This is a genomic window from Salinarimonas ramus (genome assembly GCF_014645695.1).
GTDB classification, from domain to species: domain Bacteria; phylum Pseudomonadota; class Alphaproteobacteria; order Rhizobiales; family Beijerinckiaceae; genus Salinarimonas; species Salinarimonas ramus.
Window position 1 is genome coordinate 83,736 of sequence record NZ_BMMF01000009.1, and the last position, 21,361, is coordinate 105,096.

Sequence of the window (21,361 nt, forward strand, 5' to 3'; positions counted from 1 at the left end):
AGGCGGCGGACCGCCTCCCGGGAGCGCGTGCCGCCCGGCGCGAGCGCGCCGGGCGACGTGACGCGGCCTCAGGGCTGAGGCATCTCGACGTACTTCATCTTCGGCTGGTTCTCGGCATCCACCGGGATGTCGATCTCGTCCGACATGGCGTAGGAGAGCATCTGGGTGTGGACGGGGATGTAGATCGTCTCGTCCTTCAGGATCTCCCAGATGTCGGCGATGGTCTCGTTGCGCGCGTCGATGTCCGTGTTCGAGGCGAGCGACTTGATCATCTCGTCCACCTCGGGGTTCGAGTACCCGGTGGGGTTCCAGGTGCCGTAGGAGCCGCCGTCACGCGTATGGTAGAGGAACGAGAAGATGTACTCGCTGTCGAAGGTCGGCACGCCCCAGCCGAGCAGGTAGAGGTCCGTCTCCGGCGGCTCGCGCTGGAGCAGCGGGAAGTGCAGCGAGCGCGACTGGGAGACCAGGTTCACGTCGATGCCGATCTGGCCGAAGGCGCTCACCGCCGCCTGGCAGATCGCCTCGTCGTTCAGGTAGCGATCGTTGGGGCAGTGCATCGTCGCGGTGAAGCCGTCGCCGTAGCCGGCCTCTTCCATCAGCGCGCGGGCGGCCTCGATGTCGGCCGCCGGGTACTCGTCGAGCGCCTCGGTCCAGCCGTTGACGAAGGGCGGCGAGATGATGCCCGCGGGCATCGACTGGCCGCGCATGACCACGCGCTGGATGGCATCGCGGTTGATCGCCATGTTCATGGCCTGGCGCACGCGTACGTCCGCGAACGGGTTGGCGCCCTCGACGTCGTCGGTGGCGAGATCCTCCGAGCCGACGTCCATGCCGAAGAAGATCACCCGGTTCTCGGCGCCGAGATTGACCCGCAGGCCGCTCTCGGAGGAGAGGCGCTCGATGTCCTGGACGGGCACGTCCTGGACGAAGTCGACCTCGCCCGACAGCAGCGCCGCCACGCGGGTCGCCGCCTCGGTGATCGGGGTGTAGACGATCTCGGCGGCGCCGACGGGGAACTGGTCGAGACCCCAGTAATTCTCGTTGCGGCGAAGCACCGTGCGGACCTCGGCCTCACGGGACTCGAGCGTGTAGGGGCCCGTGCCGTTGGCATTGCGCACGGCGTAGGTCTCCTCGCCCTCCGCGTAGTTCTGCGGCTCGACGACGTCGTTCTCGACCGACCACTCCTCGTCCATGATGAACGTGTTGGTGAGGTTGTTCGGGAGCAGCGGGTTCGGCCCCGAGGAGACGATGCGCACCGTGTAGTCGTCGATCTTCTCCGCGCCCGTCACCGTGGAGTGCAGGCCCTTCATGTCGGAGGTCGGCGAGGTGGCGCGCTCGATGGAGAACACGACGTCGTCGGCGTTGAAGGGGTTTCCGTTGTGGAAGGTCACGCCCTCGCGCAGGTCGAAGATCCAGGAATTCGGGTCCTCGGGATCGATCCGCCAGTCGGTGGCGAGCACGCCGACCATCTCGCCGGCCTGGTCGCGGCTGATGAGGGTCTCGTAGATCTGGTGGTTGAGGGTGTGCGTCGGGCCCTCGTTCTGCGCGTGCGGGTCCATGGTCAGGGCGTCGCCGACGCGGGCCCAGCGGAGCGTCTGGGCATCGGCCGAGACGGCGGTGAGACAGGTGGCCCCGAGCAGCAGCGCGGCGAGGGTGGTGCGAGTGGCTGACATCGTCCTCTCCTGGTGGTGGCCCGGCGCGTTCTAAGGTGCGCGCCGCGACCGATGGCGCGGATCATAGAAGGCCCGTTGTCGTTTTGTCACGGGCGCTTAAGGACATTTCCGGAGAAAGCCGCCGGCCTCGCGCAAGAGTGGCGCGGGTCTGCTCACCGGAGCTTCGGATTGAGCGCGTCGCGCAACCAGTCGCCGAGAAGATTGATGGCGAGCACCAGCACCGCGAGCGCGATGCCGGGGAAGGCCACGATCCACCACTCGCCGGAGAAGAGGTAGTTGTTGCCGATGCGGATCAGCGTGCCGAGCGAGGGCATCGTCTCGGGCATGCCCGAGCCGAGGAAGGAGAGCGTCGCCTCGGTGATGATGGCGAGCGCGAGGTTGATCGTCGCGATGACGAGGACGGGGCCCATCACGTTGGGCAGGACGTGGCGCGCCATGATCACCGGCGCCGGCAGGCCGATGAGCTTCGCCGCCGCGACGTAATCCTTGTTCTTCTCGACCATGACCGAGCCGCGCACCGTGCGTGCGTACTGGACCCAGAACGAGAAGCCGATGGCGAGCACGAGGACGACGAGGGTCGTGCCCTCGTCGAGCTGGCCGCCGAGCGCGGATTTCGCGACGCCGTCGACGAGGAGCGCGATGAGGATCGCGGGGAAGGTGAGCTGCACGTCGGCGATGCGCATCACCACCGTGTCGACGACGCCGCCGAGATAGCCGGCCATGAGGCCGAGCGTGATGCCGATGCCGGCGGCGAGGAAGACGCCGAGGAAGCCCACCAGCAGCGAGATCCGCAGGCCGTAGGCGATGGCCGAGAACATGTCGCGGCCCTGCTCGTCGGTGCCGAGCAGGTAGGGCAGCATGCCCATCTCGTCCCAGATCGGGGGGAGGCGCGAGTCGAACAGGTCGAGCTGGGCGGGGTCGAACGGGTTCTGCGGCGCGACGAGATCGGCGAAGATCGCGAGCAGGAAGAAGGCGAGCGTCAGGATCGCCGCGACGATGGTCATCTTCGAGCGGCGGAAGCTCGCCATCATGTCGCTGTCGAGCGCGCGCACGAGCAGCGAGGGCTGGCGGTCGATCGCCGCTTTCTCCTCGGTCTCGAGGTCGGTCGCGGGCGTGGGGCTGGGCGAGGGGTTGTGCATCGTCGTCGCCCCTCAGGTCGGCGCGCGCAGGGAGCTGCGCAGGCGCGGGTCGACGATCGTGTAGAGGATGTCGACGACGAGGTTGATGAAGACGAAGATCGCCCCGACGAACATGAGATACGCGGCCATGATGGGGATGTCGACGTTCTGGACGGCCTGCACGAAGAGCAGCCCCATGCCGGGCCACTGGAAGACGGTCTCGGTGATGATGGCGAAGGCGATGACGGAGCCGAACTGGAGGCCGGCGACCGTGATCACCGGCACGAGCGTGTTCTTGAGCGCGTGACCGAAATGGATCGCCCGGTTGGTGAGCCCGCGCGCGCGGGCGAAGCGGATGTAGTCCGTGCGCAGCACCTCGAGCATCTCGGCGCGCACGAGGCGCATGATCAGCGTCATCTGGAAGAGCCCCAGCGTGACCGCCGGCATGACGATCGCCGCCCAGCCCGAGCCGGTGAGCAGGCCCGTGGTCCAGCCGCCGAGCCGCACCGTCTCGCCCCGGCCGAAGGAGGGCAGCCAGCCGAGCGAGACCGAGAAGACGTAGATCAGCAGGATGCCGATGAGGAAGGTGGGCAGCGAGATGCCGATCAGGGACACCGCCTGGAAGGCCTTGGCGAGCGCCGTGTCGCGCCGGAGCGCGGAATAGACCCCCATCAGGATGCCCACGACGAGCGCGAAGATCGTGGCCACGACGGCGAGCTCGAGCGTCGCCGGCGCGCGCGAGGCGAGGAGATCGGAGACCGGCTGGCGGAATTGGTAGGAGATGCCGAAATCGAACTGCGCCGCCTCGACGATGTAGCGGGCGAACTGGAGCGGCACGGGATCGTCGAGCCCCAGCGCCTGGCGCAGCGCCTCGCGCTCGGCGGCCGGCGTGTCGATGCCGACGAGCTGGTTCACGGGGTCGCCGGCGAAACGGAACATCGAGAAGGCGATGAGGCCCACCGCGATGAGGACGCCGATCGCTTGAAGGATCCGGCGGATGATGAAGGCGATCATGCTCGTGTTGTCTTCTCGGGCTCTCGTCTCGCGTCGGCGCACGCGGCTCGCGCGAGCCGCTGCCTTCAAGCGAAGCGGCGCGCGACCGAGGGGGTCGCGCGCCGCTCGTCACCGCGGGATCACTCGCCCTTGCGGGCCCAGTACAGCAGCACCTGGTTGTCGGCGCGCTGGACGAGATCGACGCCGTTCGCCACGCCCCAGGCGAGCGCCTGCTGGTGCAGCGGCACGTAGGCGAACTCGCCCGTCGTGATCTCGTAGGCCTGACGGATCAGGTCGTTGCGTGCGTCCTCGTCGGATTCGACGAGGATCTGCTCGATCAGCGCATCGACCTCCTCGTTGCAATAGCCGCCGAGATTGGTCTCGCCGCGGGGGGAGCCCTCGGCGCGGCAGCCGTGCAGGTCGTTGAGGACGTTGTGCGAATCGAACGTGCCCGGCGTCCAGCCGAGCAGGTAGAACGAGGTGTCGTACCCGCCCGAGCGCAGCACCTTGGCGAAATACTGCGCCTTGGGCTGGGCGTTCAGGTTCACGGTGATGCCGACGCGCGCCAGCATCGAGACGACGCCCTGGCAGATCGCCTCGTCGTTGACGTAGCGGTCGTTCGGGCAGTCCATGCCGACCTCGAAGCCGTCCGGATAGCCGGCCTCGGCGAGAAGTGCGCGGGCGCGCTCGGGATCGTAGCCCGGACGCTCGAACTCGTCGGAATAGGCGAAGAGCTCGGGCGCGATCATCAGGGCGGAGGGCGTGGAGAGCCCGCGCATGACGCGGTCGCGGATCAGGTCGGCGTCGATGGCGAGCATGAACGCCTCGCGCACCCGCGGATCCTTGAAGGGGTTCTCGCCCTCGACGTTCGAGTAGAGCAGCTCGTCACGCTCCTGGTCGAAGCCGAGGAAGATCGTGCGCAGCTCGGGACCCGTGAGCACGGTGGCGCGGTCGGAGGAGCGCACGCGCTCGATGTCCTGGATCGGAACCGGCTCGATCACGTCGACCTCGCCCGAGAGCAGCGCCGCGACGCGGGTCGCGTCCGACGAGATCGGCGTGAACACGATCTCGTCGAGATTGTGCTCGGGCTCGTCCCACCAATCCTCGTTGGCCGTGAAGACCGTGCGCACGCCCGGCTCGTGGGTGGTCACCTCGAAGGGACCCGTGCCGTTGGCGTTGAGCGCGGCGTAGCTCGGCGTCTCGGCGGAGGCCGGGGTGGGCTTCTCCACGCCGTGCTCCTGGGCCCATTCCTGGTCCATGATGTACCACGTGTCCCACTGATAATGCAGGATCGGGTTCGGGCTCGGCAGCACCACGTCGATCGTGTAGTCGTCGACCTTCTCGAAGACGGCGCCGGCGGGGACGCGGGTCTGGAAGTTAGAGCCCTCCGAGCGCACGCGATCGGCGGAGAAGATCACGTCGTCGGCGGTGAACGGGTTGCCGTTGTGGAAGGTCACGCCCTCGCGCAGGTTGAAGCGCCAGCGCTTGCCGTCCTCCAGCACCTCCCAGCTCTCGGCGAGACCCGGCTCGATGGCGAGATCCTTGCCGCGCTTCGTCAGGCCCTCGTAGACGTGGCCGAGATGCGCGTTCGCCGTGGTCTCGTTGAGCGTATAGGGATCGAGCGAGCGCAGGTCGCCCTGGTTGGCGTAGCGCAGGGTGACGGCCGACGCCGAGAGCGCCGTCGCGCAGAGCAGCGCGGCGGACGTCGCGGCGAGCACGGAAATGTGTTTGGTCATGTGCGGTCGTTCTCCACTGGAGGGCCCGTCTGGCGCGGGCCTCGTCTCGCGAGCCGGCCCGCAGACGACGGCGGCCGGCCTCCGTTTCATCCTAGAGCGGTGTTCGTCGTGCGGTCCAGTGCGCAGGCCCCGGCGAACCGCGGCGGAAGGAAGGCGCGAAGAGCCTACGCTGCCCGTGGGTGAGGCTCGGCTCGCGGGCATGCCCAGACGATAAGTGCGATGTCGCACGGAACATGATGCGTATTCAGGAGAGCCGTGCGGGTTCGCCCAGCACGAACGCGTCCATCGCGCCGATTGACCGGGCACCGCACCCTTGCTTGTCTGGTGGCCGACCGCATTCGCCTCCACCGACACCAAGGAAACAACCCGATGCCCGTCATCAACCGCGTGGCCGAGATGGCCGACGAGATCGCCGTCTGGCGCCGCGACTTCCACGAGAATCCCGAGCTGCTCTTCGACGTGCATCGCACCGCGGGCATCGCCGCTCGGATGTGCCGCGATTTCGGTTGCGACGAGGTGGTGGAGGGCATCGGCCGCACGGGCGTCGTCGCCGTCATCAAGGGCCGCTCGAACGCGAGCGGGCGGGTGATCGGCATCCGCGCCGACATGGACGCGCTGCCGATCGAGGAGGCGACGAACCTCCCCTACGCCTCGAAGACCCCCGGCAAGATGCACGCCTGCGGCCACGACGGGCATACGGCCGTCCTGCTCGGCACGGCCAAGTACCTCGCCGAGACGCGCAATTTCGACGGCACCGCGGTGCTCATCTTCCAGCCGGCCGAGGAAGGCGGCGGCGGCGGCGACGCCATGGTCAAGGACGGCATGATGGAGCGCTTCGGCATCCAGAAGGTCTACGGCCTGCACAACATGCCGGGCGTGCCCGTGGGCACCTTCGCTCTGCGTCCCGGCCCGCTGATGGCGGCGGCGGACCATTTCGACATCCACGTCGAGGGCAAGGGCGGGCACGCCGCGCGCCCCCACGAGTGCATCGACACCGCGCTCGTCGTCTCCCAGCTCGTCACGGCGCTGCAGGCGATCGTCTCGCGCAACGTCGACCCGCTCAAGAGCGCGGTGATCTCGATCTGCATGATCAAGACCGGCGACACCTACAACGTCATTCCGCAGACGGCGCATCTCAAGGGCACGACCCGCACCCTCGAGGAGGACGTGCGCGACCTGTGCGAGACCCGCATCCGGCAGGTCGTGGACGCGATCTGCGCCGCCCACGGCGCGACGGGCCGCGTCGACTATCGCCGCGGCTACCCGGTGACGAAGAACGACCCCGAGGAGACGCAATTCCTCGCGAGCGTCGCCGAGGCGATCGGCGGCGCGCGCTCCGTCGACCAGACGATCGAGCCGCTGATGGGCGCGGAGGACTTCTCCTACATGCTCGAGAGCCGGCCGGGCGCCTACATCTTCCTGGGCAACGGCGACACGGCGGGCGTCCACCACCCGGCCTACGACTTCAACGACGCGGCGATCCCCTACGGCGTCTCGCTCTGGGCGAAGCTCGTCGAGACGGCGATGCCGGCTTCCTGAGGGCGCTCACGCGCGAAGGCCCGCCTCGATGACGAGGCGGGCCTTCTCGTTACGGTTCCGGTCGCGATCGGCTCACGCCACCGCGTGCGCGCGGCGGCGGTCCTGGGCGGCGACGAGGCGCTCCATCTTGCGCAGGTCCGCGGGGCCGAGCTGCATGGCGGCGTCGACCCACATCTCGACGATGTCCACCATCTCCGCGAACTCGAGCGGGCGCGCCCGGCGCGCCGCGGCGTGCATGGCCGCGTGCGCGTTGTGCCGGCGACGGTTGCGGGCGATGTAGGCCTCCACCGCAGCATCGCCCTCGCCGGGCTCCGCCACGATGTCGACGAGGCCCAGCGCGTGGAGCTCCTCCGCATCGTAGAGCCGGCCGCTCTCGATCATGTCGCGCATGGTCGCGCCGGGCACCTTGCGCGCCAGGAACGAGTAGGCGCCCATGCCGGGGAAGAGGTTGAAGAGCACCTCCGGGAAGCCGCACTTCGTGCCGCGCTCCGCCACCACGACGTCGCAGGAGAGCGCCGCCTCGAATCCGCCGCCGAGCGCGTCGCCCTGGACGAGGCCGATCGTGACGATCGGCAGGCCGTAATTCTCGTGGTTGGCGTAGACCACCTCGATGCAGGCGCGGGCGTAGGCCGAGAGCCCCTCGCGATCGCCGGCACGGATGCGCCCCGCGAAGAGGGCGAGATCGCCGCCGAGGTTGAACACGCCGGGATGGTCGGACTTCACCACGAAGTAGCGGAACGGCGGCTCGCTCCCCTCCGGCGCGGCGGCGAACAGGTCGACGAGGGAGCGCTGCATCGCCTGCAGCCCGCGCAGCAGCCCGGGCGTGTAGGAGGGCCGCCCGGAGGGCGACATCGTGCACCAATAGGTCTCCGACTCCTGGTCGAGACGCACCTCGACCTCCTCGAAGCGATCCGCCGCCACCCGCAGATGCGCCGGCACGGTGCCGGCGGCCTTCAGCCCGTCGAGCGCCTCGAGCGGCGTCGGGCGTCGCTGCGCCGCAGCACGGCGCCAGCCGCCACGCGCGATGGGAAGATCGCGGCCGGCGCGCGCCTCGCGTTGCTCGAGGGTCTCGAACAGCTCGCCGATCGGCTCGGCGCCGCCGAGCACCGCGCGGAAATCCATGGTGTGCCTCATCTCGGTGACCGCCCCTGACGAGGCGCCTCTCCGTCCGTTCGCTCGCAACTATCCATTGGCGGCGCCGAAAAGGAAACCGCTCGAATGCGATCGAGCGCGGAAAGGTTTCGTTAGGGTTAACTCGCGGCCTTCGGGTTCTCGACGGCAATTAACGGCTGCGAAGCGTCGGCTGTCAAATGGTTCATGCAATTTTATGCGAAATGCACGCGAGCGTGTTCGTCGCGTGCGATGGGGCAAGCGTGGCAATTCAAGACTTTAGCCGTTTGACCAACCAAGAGATGCGATGATTCGCCGCGCTCAGGTCGGTGCTGCAGCGCAATGCGCGCCGGACGGTGCCGCCCCCGATCCGAGCGCCGCGGGCGGCGGCGCACGGAAGGGATCGAGCGGCGCGCTCGTGCCGATATCGGCGGCGACGAGGAGCGCGAGCGCCGCGAGGAGCGCGAGGCCCACGGTCTGGCGGCGGGGAAGCGGACGCGATGACATGTCTCTCCCCCTCTCTCAGCGCGCCGTCTCGAGCCGCGCCGGCGCCGTCGGCGCCGTTTGCAGCCAGGCGAGGATGCGCACGCCGAGGATCGAGCCGACGAAAGCGGCGGCGAACCAGGCCCAGCCGTGCAGCGAGCCCGTGGCGATGCCCGAGAAGAAGGCGCCGACGTTGCAGCCGAAGGCGAGGCGCGAGGCGTAGCCCATGAGGAGCGCCGCGACGACGATGCCACCGACGAGCCGCGCCGCCGGGCGCGCGGGCGCCGGATCCATCACCCGCCGCCAGCGTGCGGCGATGAAGGCGCCGGCGACGAGGCCGAGATTGGTGAGCGAGGTCACGTCGGTGAGGAGCGAGGAGGCGAGCCGCTCGGCATTGCCGGGCGCCGCCCAGAAGGCCGTCTGCGAGAGATCCGCCCCCGCCGCGCTCGCGACCTTCGCGCCCCACAGGCCGAGCCCGTAGACGATCCCCCAAGGCTGGCCGGCGACGACGAGGTTGAGGACGGCGAGGCCGGCCAGCAGGCCCGCCGCCAGGAACAGCCGCCCCTGCGGCAAGCGTGCGCCCTTCTCGGCACGGAACGCCACGATCACGGCCACGGCGGCGAGCGCCGCGAGCGTCGCGGCGAGCGCGCCCTCGGCGCCCAGCAGTCCGGACAGCGTCAGCACCGGCAGGGAGGCGAGATCCGTCCACCAGGCGAGGTGGAGCGTGCCGAGGAACGAGCCGACGACGAAGAAGACGAGCGCGAGGAGCCCCAGCGCGTTGCCCGAGCCCGCATTGACGAGCGTCCCCGAGCCGCAGCCCATGACGATCTGCATGCAGGCGCCGAAGACGAAGGCGCCGGCGATCATCGCCGCCCCGACCGGCGCGTGCGCGCCCATCAGCTCGCCCGGCGCCGCTGCCAGCAGCGGCAGCGCCACGGCCGCGGTGAGCCCGATGGCGAGGAGCTGAGCCATCACGCCGCGCCCGTCGCGGCGAAGGACGAGCGCCTTCCACGGCCCGGCGAAGCCGAAGCGCAGCCCCTCCAGCGTGAGGCCGAAGCCGACGCCGATCAGGAACAGGAACGCGAAGCGCAAGCCGACGAACAGAGCGAGGAAGGCCGCGACGACGAGGGCGAGGAGGACGAGGCCCGTGCGCGTGAGGAGCATCGGAGGGTCCTTGTGCTTGAGATGGGTGCGGCCCGCCGGCGAGCGGCGGGCCGTCACGGCCGTCGGTGCGTGGTGCCCGGCTCGCGTCAGAGCACGTCGGCGAGCCACTGGCGCGTGGACATCAGGAGCCACTCGACACGCCCCGGCTCGTTGTCGAGAGCGCGCCCCGTGTTCGACCACTCGACCACGCTCTCGGGATAGAGCTTCACGCCCTCGATCCCGGCGAGCTCGGAGAGCGCGAACCAGTTCGTCGCCGCCCAATGGCCGGTGTTGCAGAACGAGACCAGTGTCGCGCCGTCGGCCAGCCCCGCGCTCTGCGCGATGGCGCGGGCGCGCTCCTCGTCGACCACGAGCGGGCCGTCGTCGACGAACCAGGCGGCGTGGCTGAAATTCTCGGCGGTCGGCAGCGTGCCGGGACGCGCCGCGGCGCCGTGCCAGAGCTCGCCCAGGAAGAAGGGCGCGGGCCGGGCGTCCACGAGGCGGGCGTCGCCGCTCTCGATGGAGGTCTCGATCTCCTCGACGCTCGCGCGCCACTCGTCGGAAAGAACTGCGTCGAAGATCGTGGGATCGGGGCGCACCGGCTCCGTCGACAGCGCGTTGCCGGCGGCGACCCAGCCACGGACGCCGCCGTCGAGGATCGCGATCCGCTCGACGCCCAGCGACTTCAGCGTCCAGTAGACGCGCGCGGCGGAGCCGAAATCGGAGGAATCCGCCCCCTGGTGGACGATTACGACGGGCGTCGTCTCGTCGATGCCGCTCTCGCCGACGAGCACGGAGAGCAGCGCCGGCTCGGGGAGCGCGCCGGGATTGCCGGTGGGCCCGCGCCATTGCGTGTAGGGCGCGTTGACGGCACCGGGAATGTGCCCCTCGGCGAAGGCGGCCGCGGCCCGGATGTCGAGGACGACGGGGTCGGCCGTCTCCTCGAGCGCGACGAGCTTCGTGGGATCGACGAGCTTGTCCCACCCCTCCTGCGCGGAGGCGGGCGTAGCGAGGGCGATGCCGGCCGCGAGCGAGAGGCCGAGGGCGGCGGCGGCGAGGGTGGTGCTGTGGGCGGTCATGCGGACCTCCTCGGGAAGCGACGTTGTCGACGTATATAGGCGACTATTCCCGTGGTGTCACGCGTATTCTCTTATTTCACAGTTTTCTGAGTGTTTAACGGGCGGAACCGCCGCACCGCGCCCCCCGTTCTCTCTCTAGAGACACTTCATCGAAAGCGGAAACCCCGTCCCATGGCAGATTTCCTGCGCATCCTCATCGCCATCCTGCTGCCGCCGCTGGGCGTCTTCCTGCAGGTGGGCCTGCGCGGCCCGTTCTGGCTCAACATTCTCCTGACGATCCTCGGCTACATCCCGGGCATCATCCATGCGGTCTGGGTGATCGCGAAGTACGGCCCTACCGCGGAACAGCGAGCGAGATCGTGATCCGCGCGTCGTCGAGCGCGAACGAGATTCCGCCCTGCGCGAAGGCCCCGCGCACGCGCTCGACGTTCGCAGCCGTCGAGCGCAGGGGCCCGCGGGTCGGGTCCTCCATGCGCTGGATCGTGGGCAGCGACAGGCCCGCCCGCATGGCGAGGTCGGCCTGCGTCCAGCCCACGAGGTCCCGCCCGGCCTTGATCATTCCGCACGTCAGCATCGTCCGTCCCATCCGGCTTGCCCATCCGGCTTGCGAGGCCATGATGTCCGGCGAAGCTTGAGCCGAGCCGACCGCGGGCGCGTGCACGCGCCTCTCGACTCTCGCCCTCTCGATTCTCGGCGCGCGCTCGGCTATCGAGGGCGCCCGACAGGGACGGCGAGGGACGGCTTCATGCAGACGATCGAGGACCCGCGCGGGCGCATCGAGCGGCTCGAGGTCGAGATCGCTGCGCTCGAGGAGAGCGCCGAGCGCTGCGGCAAGATCATGCTGGCGAGCCGCATCGCGATCGTCGCGGGCGCCGTGATCCTGGCCGCGACCTTCCTCGGCTTCCTGCGGCTCGGCGGGCTCGGCTTCGTCGCCTCGGTCTCCGCCATCCTCATCGGCATCGTCGCCTACGGCTCGAACCGCTCCACCCGCGAGACCCTGCGCGCCGACATCGCCAGGCGCCGCGAAACGCGCGACGCGTTGATCGACGCGGTGGGGCCGCGCACGGTGCATTGAGGCTGCGTGCCGCACCACGCCGCGAGACCGGTCGCGGGGCGGCCGGCGCTCAGCAGACGGCAGCCTCTTCCGGCACGGTGACGATGCAGGCCTCGCCGAACGCACCGGGCTCCGGCGTAACCACCGCGACGGTCGCCGGCGTCGCGAAGACCTCCGCGAGGTAAGCGGCGAACGCCTCCACGTTAAGCCCCTCCAGCGCCTCCGCCATGGCGGCGACGCCGCCGTCGAGCCCCTCCGCCCGCCGGGCGAGGATAGCCTGGACCTGCGCGTTCGGATCGCCCGCGGCCTGCGCGAGCGCCTGCGCCTCCCGCGCCGTCGCACGCGCGAAGACGTCGGGCGAGATCTCCTCCGCAAGCGACGCGAAGGTCTCGCGCATGGCGGCGACGACCTCGGCCGCGCGCTCCGGCGGGACCGGCGCGCCGAAGCCGACGAGCGCCTGGTCGGGCGTGATGGGATAGACGCGCAGGCCGACGTCGTAGGCCGCGCCGAGGCGGGTGCGGAGCGCCTCGAACAGGATCGACCCCGGACCGCCCGCGAGCGCGCCCACCAGCATGCGGTCGTAGAGGTGGTGCGCCGGCGTCGCGATCGCCGCGAGCACGATCGCCTGCGTCGCCTCCGGCGCCTCGACGACGACCGTCTCGCCGAGATTGCGCCAATCCGCCGGCTTCGGCTCGGGCGATGCGGCGCTCTCGTCGGGCAGGGGCGCGAGCACGGCGTCGATGGCGGCCTCCATGGCAGCCAGGGGCTGCGGCCCCGCGGCGACGGCGATCGGCCGGCGATCGAAGACCGCGTCGCGCCAGGCCGCGACGTCCTCGCGCGTCACCGCCTCGACCGTGCGTGGGGGGCGATTGCTCAGCGCGGCGAGGCGCGGGTCGCCCGCGCCGACCAGCGCGCCGAGTGCGCGCTCGGCCATGAAGGCGGGATTGCGCTCGCCGGCGGCGAGGTTGTCGAGGACGTTGCGCTGGAGCCGCGCCAGGTCCTCCGGCGCGAGATCGGCGCGCACGAGCATGTCCGCCGCGACCTCCGACACGCGCGAGAACGCGTCGTCGCCCGTCCGCTCGGAGACGAGCGCGAGCCGCGTCTCGAAGAGGCTGTTGGTGAGGACGAAGCCCTGCCGCTCGTCCTGCAGCGCCTCGCCGAGCGTGCGCATGGGCTCGCCCGCGATGCGCTCGCCCATGAGCGGCGGCGCGAGCGAGAGCAGCCCCTCCCGCCCCGGGCGCTCGAGCGCGTGCGTGTTGGGCCAGGTCAGCACGATGGTGCCGTACGCCGCGTCCGGGAGCGCGACGTGGAGGTAGGGAACGCCGCCCGGCGTCGTGCGCGCCACCGGGTCGCTCGCCTGCGCTGCCGTCGTGCCGATCAGGGCGGCGAGGGCGAGGGCGAGGGCGCCGAGCAGCGCGGACGGACGCGGCAGGGTCGTGCGCGGGTGCGTGCGGGGAGGCATCGTCATGGCTCTCGTCTCGTCTCCGGTTGTCGTGTCGTCTCCGGGAGAAGGTCGGCGGCGACCAGCCTGTGCGCTGTGGCCAGCGCTCGCGCGATCGCGGCGATCTCCGCGGGCGCGACGGCGGCCGCCGTCTCGGGGCGCGTCTCCCAGGAGGCGAGGTCGCGTCCCGCGGCGGTCCATTCCGCGAGCGCGACGCTCGTCCCGACGGGGCGCGCCTGCGCCGCACGTGCGCGGGACACGGCACGCTGCGACAGGCGGACGAGGATCTCGCGGTCGAGACCCTCCCTCGCGATCTCGGCGAGGCGCGCGCGGACGACCGCCTCCAGGCGATCGAGCGCATCCGCCGGTACGCCCGGCCGCGCGGCGAGGCGGATCTCGAAAGCCGTCCATCCGGGCGCGAGGCGGGACGCTCCGAATCCGACGGCGCGCAAGAGCGCGTCTTCCTGCGCCTCCAGCGTCGGGCGCGGCGCGCCGGGGAGATCGCTCGTGAGATAATCGAGGAGGAGCCCGACCGCCGCCGAGCCGGCGGCGTCGTCGGGGAAGCGCACGAGGGCGGCGAGGATGCGCTCCGGCGCGCCGATGGCGGGATCCGCGCTCACGATCGCGACGCGCTCTGCCGCCGGCGGCACCGGCTCCAGCGAAAGCGGCGGCTTCGGGCGCGCCTCTGCCGTCCCCAGGACCTCGGCGACGCGCGCCTGCAGCACCTCCGGACGGACGTCGCCGCCCACGACGAGGACGGCCTCGTCGGCGCGGTAGTGCGCGGCATGGAAGGCGATCGCGTCCTCCAGGCGCAGCGCCTCGACGTCCTCGCGCGTGCCGATCGGGTCGCGGCCGAGCGGCGAACCGCCCAGCAGCGTTGCGCCGATCCGTGCAGCGATGCGGCTCTGCGGGCTCGCGCGCCGCGTCTCCCGCTCGCGCAGGATCGCTGTGCGCTCCCGCGCCAGGGCCTCCGCCGTGAAGGCGGGCGTACGGAAGACGGCGAGCAGGGCGTCGACGACGTCGAGCGCCTCCCGCGCCGACGTCGTCGCGACGTACGGCGTCGCGACGGCGGAGACGAAGGCGTTGCCGTGCTCCGCGACGGGGGCGAGATCGGGCGCGTGCAGGAGGAGCAGGTGCTCCAGGAGATGCGCCGCGCCGGCCGCGTCGGCAGGGTCGTCCGCGGCGCCGGCGGGGATACGCAGGACGATCTCCACGACGGGCGCGGTCTCGTCCGGCAGGACGCAGAGCGTGATCCCTTTCGCGCTGCAGACCGGGCTCGGCACTTGCGGCCAAGCCTGGGTCGACCAAGCCTGGGTCGACGAGACGACGACGCCGAGAGCGAGCGTGATCGCGAGCATCAGCGCCCGGGAGGTGCCGTGCGCGTCGGGTCGTCTGCAGAGCATGATGGGCCGCGCGTCTCGTCGTGACCGAACCGCGACGGACCCTCCACATGCACGACCCGATTGTCAAGACGCGCGACGCGCCATCCTAGAGATCGACCCCGTCCACCTCGCGGGAGAGCTTCGCGACGATGGCGTCGATGCGGGGGAGGTGGGGGTGGATGGCCAGGGCGCGCTCGAAGCTCTCGAGCGCGCCGCGCTCGTCGCCGGCGCGCATGAGCAGGTTGCCCAGGCCGGCCCAGGCCGCGAAGTGGCGCGGCTCCAGCGAGACGACGCGGTAGATGTCGGCGATGGCCGCCACGGGGTCGTCCAGCATGGTGAAGGCGATGGCACGACGGTTCCAGGCCTCGGCCCAGCCGGGCTCGATGACGAGGATGCGATCGATCAGCTCGATGGCGAGCGCCGGGTCGCGCCCGCGCATGGCCTGCCGGGCCCGCTCCATCAGGAGGTCGGCGGTGGGCGAGCCGGATTCGAGCCAGCGACGCTGGATCAGGAGCGCGATGCCCCGCGCCTCGGACGCGCTCTCGGTGGCCGCCAAGCGATCGTAGAGCTCGGCGACGCGGGTATCCGCGTTCGTCGACGCCTCCTGCGCGCGCACACCGGCGCCGAGCGGCAAAGCCGCGGCAAGGGAGCCGAGAAGCAGCGTAGTCGCGATGAGAGCCAGCCGAAAACGACGCATGCCGGATGATCGCCTCATCCGGCATGCGTCGTCAATCGCGTGAGGCCGCGCGCGCCTGCGGCGGATCGGCCCGCTGGGAAGCGGTGCTCAGCCCTGGCGGGCCTTGAAGCGCTTCTGCGTCTTGTTGATGATGTAGACGCGGCCCTTGCGGCGCACGATGCGATTGTCGCGGTGGCGCGTACGCAGCGACTTCAGCGAGTTGCGGATCTTCATGGCTCTTCTCCTCGGCGGCGCGATGCGCCCCGGCGCCGATGCGTGCCGGCGCCGCGCCGCGGGGACGCGAAAACCGCTCGCACGCGGCGCCCGCGTGACGTTGGGCGGGGAGATAGCCGGAACGGAGCGCGCGGTCAACGCCTCGCGCGCGGCTCTTTCGTGACGCGCGAGGGCGATCGCGGGGCGCCGCGCACTTGACGCTCGCCTCCGCGCGCGCTTGATCTGCGCCACGTCGGAGCGAGACGCGCCGACGCACCTGGTTCAGTTCCGGCGCGCCCCGCGCCGGCGACGCTGACCGACCGCCCGTAGGCCGAACGCTCCGAGGACCCGATGACCGACCTGACCGAGCTCGAACGCGACATCCTCGCCCGGATCGAGGCCGCGACCGACGAAGCCGCGCTCGAGTCCGTGCGCCTGTTCGCGCTCGGCAAGAAGGGCGTCGTCTCCGAGCGGCTGAAGTCGCTCGGCGGCATGTCGCCCGACGAGCGCAAGACCATGGGCCCGCAGATCAACGGCCTGCGCGACGCGGTGCAGGGCGCCATCGCCGCGCGCAAGGTGACGCTCGAGGAGGCGGCTCTCGCCCAGCGGCTCTCCGCCGAGCGCGTCGACGTGACGCTGCCCGTGCGCGAGAGCGCCGAGCAGCGCGGGCGCATCCACCCGCTCAGCCAGGTCTTCGACGAGCTCGTCGCGATCTTCGCCGACATGGGCTTCTCCATCGCCGACGGCCCGGACGTGGAGACGGACTACTACAACTTCACCGCGCTCAACTTCCCCGAAGGCCATCCGGCGCGGGAGATGCACGACACGTTCTTCCTGCGCGAGGACGCGCAAGGCCTGCGCAAGGTGCTGCGCACCCACACCTCCCCGGTGCAGATCCGCACCATGGAAGCGGTGAAGCCGCCGATCCGCATGATCATCCCCGGGCGGACCTACCGGCACGATTCGGACCAGACGCACACGCCGATGTTCCACCAGGTCGAGGGCCTCGTCATCGACGAGGGCGCGACCATGGCGAACCTGAAGTGGGTGCTGGAGGAGTTCTGCAAGGCCTTCTTCGAGATCGACGACGTGAAGATGCGCTTTCGCCCGTCCTTCTTCCCCTTCACCGAGCCGTCCGCCGAGGTCGACATCCAGTGCGACCGCTCGGGCGGGGAGATCCGCTTCGGCCAGGGCACGGACTGGCTCGAGATCCTGGGATGCGGCATGGTGCACCCCAACGTCTTGCGCAATTGCGGGCTCGACCCGGACGTCTACCAGGGCTTCGCCTGGGGCATGGGCATCGACCGCATCGCCATGCTGAAATACGGGATCCCCGACCTGCGCGACATGTTCGAGGCCGACAAGCGCTGGATCGAGCATTACGGCTTCCGCCCGCTCGACCTGCCGACGCTGGCCGGCGGGCTGTCGAGCTGAGCGCACGTGAGGCCGAAGGGCGAGGTCATGACGGACGAGGAGATCAGGCGGCTCGTCGAGCCCATCCTGCGCAAGCATCTCGGGCCCTTCGGCTTCGAGACGGCGGAGGTCGTCTCCGGCCGGGACCACGACGGGGACCCGGCGATCTTCGTGCGGGCGCATTATCGCCCGAGCGACCCGAAAGCGGCGGGAAAGGCGCGTATCCACGCCTCCATCGCGATCGCGGACGCCCTCTCGGACCGCGGGGAGGAGCGCTACCCGTATCTGCGTCACCTCATCCCCGACGCGGAAGTCAGCCCATGACGCCCGCGGATCTCATTGCGACGGCGCGCTCGCTCGCTCGCGGACGGCGCGGCCGTCCGCGTCAGGCAAGCCTGAAGCGGGCCGTCAGCACCGCCTACTACGCCTCCTTCCATGCGACGGCGCGCCTTTGCGCCAACGCTCTGGTGGGCGCCTCGAAGGCACGCACGGACGCGTGGGCCCTGACGTATCGCGGCATCCAGCACGGCTTCGCCAAGGACGTTCTCTCGCGGCGCGAGACCCGAGCGCTTCACGCGGGCGTGCACGAGTTCGCGAGCGCCTTCGTGCTGCTTCAGGAGATGCGTCACCAGGCCGATTACGACCCGCGTGCGAGCTTTACCCCCGCGGAGACGGTGGCCGCGATAGACGATGCCGAAAGCGGCATCGCCGCCCTCACCGCCGTCCCCGCCGACATCCGCCTCGACCTCGCCGCCCGCCTCCTCTTCAAGCCCCGGCCCTGACCGGGGCGCCGCCGACACGAACGGACGATCCGATGAAGTTCACCCTCTCCTGGCTCAAGGAGCACCTCGAGACCTCGGCGTCCCTCGACGAGATCGTCGAGACGCTCACCCGCATCGGCCTCGAGGTCGAGGGCGTCGAGGACAAGGCGAAGGCGCTCGCGCCCTATCGCATCGCCGCCGTGCTCACCGCCGAGCAGCACCCCAACGCCGATCGGCTGCGGGTGTGCACCGTCGACCTCGGAGACGGTGCCGCGCCGACGCAGGTGGTCTGCGGCGCGCCCAATGCGCGGGCGGGGATGAAGTCGGTCTTCGCGCCGCCCGGCACCTACATCCCGGGCAAGGACATCACGCTCGGCGTCGGCGTGATCCGCGGCGTCGAGAGCGCGGGCATGCTCTGCTCGGAGGCCGAGCTCGAGCTCTCCGAGGATCACGACGGCATCATCGACCTGCCGCAGGACGCGCCGCTCGGCGCGGCCTATGCCGCCTATGCGGGCCTCGACGATCCGGTCGTCGAGATCAACCTCACGCCGAACCGCCCGGACTGCACCTCGGTGCGCGGCATCGCCCGCGATCTCGCGGCGACGGGGCTCGGCGCCCTGCGCCACGTCCCCGAGCCGCCGGTGGAGGGCGCCTTCCCGCTCGGGACGAAGGTGGTGCGCGACCTGCCGGAGCACCTCTGCCCGGCCTTCGCCCTTCGCCTCGTGTGCGGCGTGCGCAACGGGCCCTCGCCGGCCTGGATGCAGCGCCGGCTCAAGGCCATCGGGCTTCGCCCCATCAACGCGCTCGTCGACATCACCAACTACGTCACCTTCGATCGCGGCCGCCCGCTCCACGTCTTCGACGCCGCCAAGGTGAAGGGCGACCTCGTCGTGCGCGCCGCGCGCGCCGGCGAGAGCATCGTCGCGCTCGACGGGCGCACCTATGCGCTCGACGAGAGCATCGTCGTCATCGCCGACGAGAACGGGCCGGAATCCATCGGCGGCGTCATGGGCGGCGAGCACACGGGCTGCGACGAGACGACGACGGACGTGCTCATCGAATCCGCCCTGTGGGACCCGCTCGACATCGCCCGCACCGGCCGCAAGCTCGGCATCGTCACCGATGCGCGCTACCGCTTCGAGCGCGGCGTCGATCCCAACGACACGCTGCCCGGCCTCGATCTCGCGACGAAGCTCGTGATGGAGCTGTGCGGCGGCACGCCGTCCGAGCACGTTCTGTCGGGACGCATTCCCGACACGAGCCGCATCATCTCCTTCCCGTGGCGGGAGACGAAGCGGCTCTCGGGCCTCGACGTGCCGCAGCCGGAGGCGAAGGTGATCCTCCAGGAGCTCGGCTTCCACCTCTCGGGCACGGGCGACGCCGTGAAGGTGCTGCCGCCGTCCTGGCGCCCGGACATCGAGGGCAAGGCCGACCTCGTCGAGGAGATCGTGCGCATCGCCGGCCTCGACCGCGTCACCGCGCGCCCGCTGCCGCGCGCCGGCGGCGTGGCGAAGCCCGTGCTCACCCCGATCCAGAAGCGCACCCGTGCGGCGAAGCGCCTCCTCGCCTCGCGCGGCATGCTCGAAGCCGTGACCTGGTCCTTCATCGCCAAGAGCGAGGCGCTGCTCTTCGGGGGCGGCGATCCCTCGCTCGAGCTCGCCAACCCCATCGCCGCCGATCTCTCCGACATGCGCCCCTCGCTCCTGCCCGGCCTGATCCGCGCGGCGCAGCGCAACGCCGATCGCGGCTTCCCGGACGTCGCCCTCTTCGAGGTCGGCCAGTGCTTCGCCTCCGATGCGCCCGAGGGCCAGACCATGCGCGCCGCCGGCGTGCGGCGCGGCACGGCGCGGGCGGAGGGCGTGGGCCGCCATTGGGACGGCGGCGCGCGCGTCGTCGACGTCTTCGACGTGAAAGCGGACGCGCTGGCGCTGCTCGGCGCGCTCGGCCTGCCGGTGGGCTCGCTGCAGATCGTGGCGGGCGGGCCGGATTGGCTGCATCCCGGCCGTTGCGGGCGCATCCAGCTGGGGCCCAAGGCCGTGTTCGGCCATTTCGGCGAGGTGCATCCCTCGATCGCCAAGGCGCTCGACGCCAAGGGCCCGCTCGTCGCCTTCGAGATCGTGCTCGACGCGCTGCCGCTGCCCAAGGCCAAGGCGACGAAGACGAAGCCCGCCCTCGCGCTCTCGGGCTTCCAGCCGCTGACGCGCGACTTCGCCTTCGTGGTGGATTCGGGCGTCGAGGCGGCGGCGATCGTGCGCGCGGCACAGGGCGCGGAGAAGGCGCTCGTCACCGACGTCTGCGTCTTCGACGTCTACGAGGGCGAGCACGTCGAGGCCGGCAAGAAGTCCGTCGCCATCGCCGTCACGCTCCAGCCGCGCGAGAAGACGCTCACCGACGTGGAGATCGAGGCGATCTCGCAGAAGATCGTCGGCGAGGTGGCGAAGAAGACCGGGGCGATGCTTCGCGGGTGACGCGCTGCGCGCCAGGTCACGGCACCGCGCGAAACAGCTGCGCGGGCAGCCCCCGCGCGTCGGTCTCGATGCGGAAGAGATGGCCCGCCAGCGGATCGTGCGGCCGCGCGCGCGCCGCGGTGGCGACGTAGAGCGTCGAGAGGTCCGGGCCGCCGAAGGTGGCCTTGGTGATGTCGGGCGTCGGCAGGACGAGGACGTCCTTGCGCACGCCCTCCGCGTCGACGCGAAGCAGCCGCCCGGCCCCGTGCATGGCGATCCACAGATCGCCCTCCTCGCCGATCGTGACGCCGTCGGGCACGCCCGCCTCCTCGCCGAGATCGAGAAAGAGCGATGCGGGCCCCAGCCGCGCATCGCCGTCCTCCGCGAGGACGGCGCGCATGGTGATGCGCTTTCCCGTCGTGTCGATCGTGTAGAGGGTCCTGCCGTCCGGCGAGAGCGCCGGGCCGTTCGTCACGACGAAGCCGTCCTCGATGGTGGAGACCGCGCGCCCGTCGAAGGCGTGGAAGGCGCCCGTCTCGGCGGTCTCGCCGGCGTCCATCGTGGAGAACCAGAGCGTCCCGTCGAGCCCGACGACGGCGTCGTTGCAGCGATTGCCCGGCAGCGCCGGCTCGACCGGGGCGAGATCGCGCAGCGTGCGGTCGATCAGGTCGAAGGCGACGAGGCGCGTTTCGAGCCCGGCCACCACCACGTCCGGATCGGGAGTGAGCGCCACGAATCCGGCGCGCTCGGGCAGCTGCGTCGCGTGCGCTTCGCCCGCGGCCACGTCGAGCCGCCAGATCGTCGCCGCCGCGATGTCGACCCACAGGACGGCGCCGATCCGGTGATCCCAGACCGGCCCCTCGCCGAGCCCGGCGCCGCAGGCCGCCGCGATCTCGGGCGTTCCCGTCCGCGTCGCACCGTGTGCCCCCGTTCCTCCAATCGAGCCCGAACCACCCGAAACCATGGCACCCCTCCCCCGCCGGCTTCCCGAGATTGCGTCCCTATGTCGAATGCCAAGCGCGGCCATGGGTTCCCTTCCCCACGGGCAGCCGGACGCCGAGCACGGCGCCGCGTTGCCCCCGTACGACGAACGTTGTAAC

At 70.9% G+C, this 21,361-nt stretch carries 21 protein-coding genes; 7 read left to right on the forward strand and 14 right to left on the reverse strand.

The annotated features are described in order from the left end of the window. Positions 1-68 precede the first annotated feature (68 nt). From IEX89_RS15445 to IEX89_RS15460, 4 genes are all read right to left on the reverse strand, one after another. A complete protein-coding gene (locus IEX89_RS15445; protein ID WP_188914140.1) occupies positions 69-1,673 on the reverse strand; it encodes an ABC transporter substrate-binding protein in 1,605 nt (534 codons plus the stop codon). Between the two features lie 152 nt (positions 1,674-1,825). Next, a complete protein-coding gene (locus IEX89_RS15450) occupies positions 1,826-2,812 on the reverse strand; it encodes an ABC transporter permease (RefSeq protein ID WP_188914141.1) in 987 nt (328 codons plus the stop codon). A 12-nt stretch (positions 2,813-2,824) separates the two neighbouring features. Next, complete coding sequence (locus IEX89_RS15455; RefSeq protein ID WP_188914142.1) at positions 2,825-3,805, reverse strand: ABC transporter permease; 981 nt, start codon at positions 3,803-3,805, stop codon at positions 2,825-2,827. A gap of 119 nt (positions 3,806-3,924) precedes the next feature. After that, positions 3,925-5,520: an ABC transporter substrate-binding protein gene (locus tag IEX89_RS15460; protein ID WP_188914143.1), complete on the reverse strand. Its 1,596-nt coding sequence runs from the start codon at positions 5,518-5,520 to the stop codon at positions 3,925-3,927. Positions 5,521-5,889: 369 nt separating this feature from the next. On the opposite strand from IEX89_RS15460, the gene IEX89_RS15465 reads away from it, so the two are divergent. After that, positions 5,890-7,059 (forward strand): M20 aminoacylase family protein, encoded by a 1,170-nt coding sequence (locus tag IEX89_RS15465; RefSeq protein ID WP_188914144.1) that lies wholly within the window; start codon positions 5,890-5,892, stop codon positions 7,057-7,059. Positions 7,060-7,131: 72 nt separating this feature from the next. Here the strand turns inward: IEX89_RS15465 and IEX89_RS15470 are convergent, their stop codons facing one another. From IEX89_RS15470 to IEX89_RS15485, 4 genes are all read right to left on the reverse strand, one after another. Then, entirely contained in the window at positions 7,132-8,181 is a 1,050-nt protein-coding gene (locus tag IEX89_RS15470) for a crotonase/enoyl-CoA hydratase family protein (protein ID WP_188914145.1), read from the reverse strand. Positions 8,182-8,490: 309 nt separating this feature from the next. Next, on the reverse strand, positions 8,491-8,676 hold the full coding sequence (locus IEX89_RS15475; RefSeq protein WP_188914146.1) for a hypothetical protein: 186 nt from the start codon (positions 8,674-8,676) through the stop codon (positions 8,491-8,493). Between the two features lie 15 nt (positions 8,677-8,691). Then, complete coding sequence (locus tag IEX89_RS15480) at positions 8,692-9,816, reverse strand: YeeE/YedE family protein (protein WP_188914147.1); 1,125 nt, start codon at positions 9,814-9,816, stop codon at positions 8,692-8,694. A gap of 86 nt (positions 9,817-9,902) precedes the next feature. Next, the gene (locus tag IEX89_RS15485; protein ID WP_188914148.1) at positions 9,903-10,874 is read right to left on the reverse strand and encodes a sulfurtransferase; all 972 of its coding nucleotides are present in this window, start codon (positions 10,872-10,874) and stop codon (positions 9,903-9,905) included. Between the two features lie 171 nt (positions 10,875-11,045). Between IEX89_RS15485 and IEX89_RS15490 the strand changes: the two genes are divergently transcribed. Beyond that, positions 11,046-11,237 (forward strand): YqaE/Pmp3 family membrane protein, encoded by a 192-nt coding sequence (locus IEX89_RS15490; protein WP_188914149.1) that lies wholly within the window; start codon positions 11,046-11,048, stop codon positions 11,235-11,237. Here the strand turns inward: IEX89_RS15490 and IEX89_RS15495 are convergent. Further along, positions 11,209-11,448 carry a helix-turn-helix domain-containing protein gene (locus tag IEX89_RS15495; protein ID WP_188914150.1) on the reverse strand — a complete coding sequence of 80 codons (240 nt, stop codon included), beginning with the start codon at positions 11,446-11,448 and terminating at the stop codon, positions 11,209-11,211. The genes IEX89_RS15490 and IEX89_RS15495 overlap by 29 nt on opposite strands. 171 nt (positions 11,449-11,619) lie before the next feature. Here IEX89_RS15495 and IEX89_RS15500 point away from each other — a divergent pair, with 171 nt between their 5' ends. After that, complete coding sequence (locus IEX89_RS15500; protein ID WP_188914151.1) at positions 11,620-11,949, forward strand: hypothetical protein; 330 nt, start codon at positions 11,620-11,622, stop codon at positions 11,947-11,949. A 49-nt stretch (positions 11,950-11,998) separates the two neighbouring features. On the opposite strand, the gene IEX89_RS15505 is transcribed toward IEX89_RS15500, so the two are convergent. The 4 genes from IEX89_RS15505 to ykgO all read right to left on the reverse strand — a co-directional run bounded on the left by IEX89_RS15505 (position 11,999) and on the right by ykgO (position 15,661). Continuing rightward, a complete protein-coding gene (locus IEX89_RS15505) occupies positions 11,999-13,396 on the reverse strand; it encodes a M16 family metallopeptidase (protein WP_188914152.1) in 1,398 nt (465 codons plus the stop codon). Further along, the gene (locus IEX89_RS15510; protein WP_188914153.1) at positions 13,393-14,772 is read right to left on the reverse strand and encodes a M16 family metallopeptidase; all 1,380 of its coding nucleotides are present in this window, start codon (positions 14,770-14,772) and stop codon (positions 13,393-13,395) included. The genes IEX89_RS15505 and IEX89_RS15510 overlap by 4 nt, the downstream gene beginning before the upstream one ends. A gap of 85 nt (positions 14,773-14,857) precedes the next feature. Continuing rightward, on the reverse strand, positions 14,858-15,448 hold the full coding sequence (locus tag IEX89_RS15515; protein ID WP_188914154.1) for a tetratricopeptide repeat protein: 591 nt from the start codon (positions 15,446-15,448) through the stop codon (positions 14,858-14,860). An 87-nt stretch (positions 15,449-15,535) separates the two neighbouring features. Further along, positions 15,536-15,661: a type B 50S ribosomal protein L36 gene (gene ykgO, locus IEX89_RS15520; protein WP_029030085.1), complete on the reverse strand. Its 126-nt coding sequence runs from the start codon at positions 15,659-15,661 to the stop codon at positions 15,536-15,538. Positions 15,662-15,991: 330 nt separating this feature from the next. On the opposite strand from ykgO, the gene pheS reads away from it, so the two are divergent. From pheS to pheT, 4 genes are read left to right on the forward strand one after another with little or no spacing between them, the layout of a single operon-like run. After that, positions 15,992-17,074, forward strand: a complete 1,083-nt coding sequence (pheS, locus tag IEX89_RS15525; protein WP_188914155.1) for a phenylalanine--tRNA ligase subunit alpha — start codon at positions 15,992-15,994, stop codon at positions 17,072-17,074. A gap of 27 nt (positions 17,075-17,101) precedes the next feature. Then, a complete protein-coding gene (locus IEX89_RS15530; RefSeq protein ID WP_188914156.1) occupies positions 17,102-17,377 on the forward strand; it encodes a hypothetical protein in 276 nt (91 codons plus the stop codon). Continuing rightward, on the forward strand, positions 17,374-17,835 hold the full coding sequence (locus IEX89_RS15535) for a hypothetical protein (protein WP_188914157.1): 462 nt from the start codon (positions 17,374-17,376) through the stop codon (positions 17,833-17,835). The genes IEX89_RS15530 and IEX89_RS15535 overlap by 4 nt, the downstream gene beginning before the upstream one ends. A 32-nt stretch (positions 17,836-17,867) precedes the next feature. Next, positions 17,868-20,282, forward strand: a complete 2,415-nt coding sequence (pheT, locus tag IEX89_RS15540; RefSeq protein ID WP_188914158.1) for a phenylalanine--tRNA ligase subunit beta — start codon at positions 17,868-17,870, stop codon at positions 20,280-20,282. Between the two features lie 16 nt (positions 20,283-20,298). On the opposite strand, the gene IEX89_RS15545 is transcribed toward pheT, so the two are convergent. Next, positions 20,299-21,225, reverse strand: a complete 927-nt coding sequence (locus tag IEX89_RS15545) for an SMP-30/gluconolactonase/LRE family protein (RefSeq protein WP_188914159.1) — start codon at positions 21,223-21,225, stop codon at positions 20,299-20,301. Positions 21,226-21,361 lie beyond the last annotated feature (136 nt).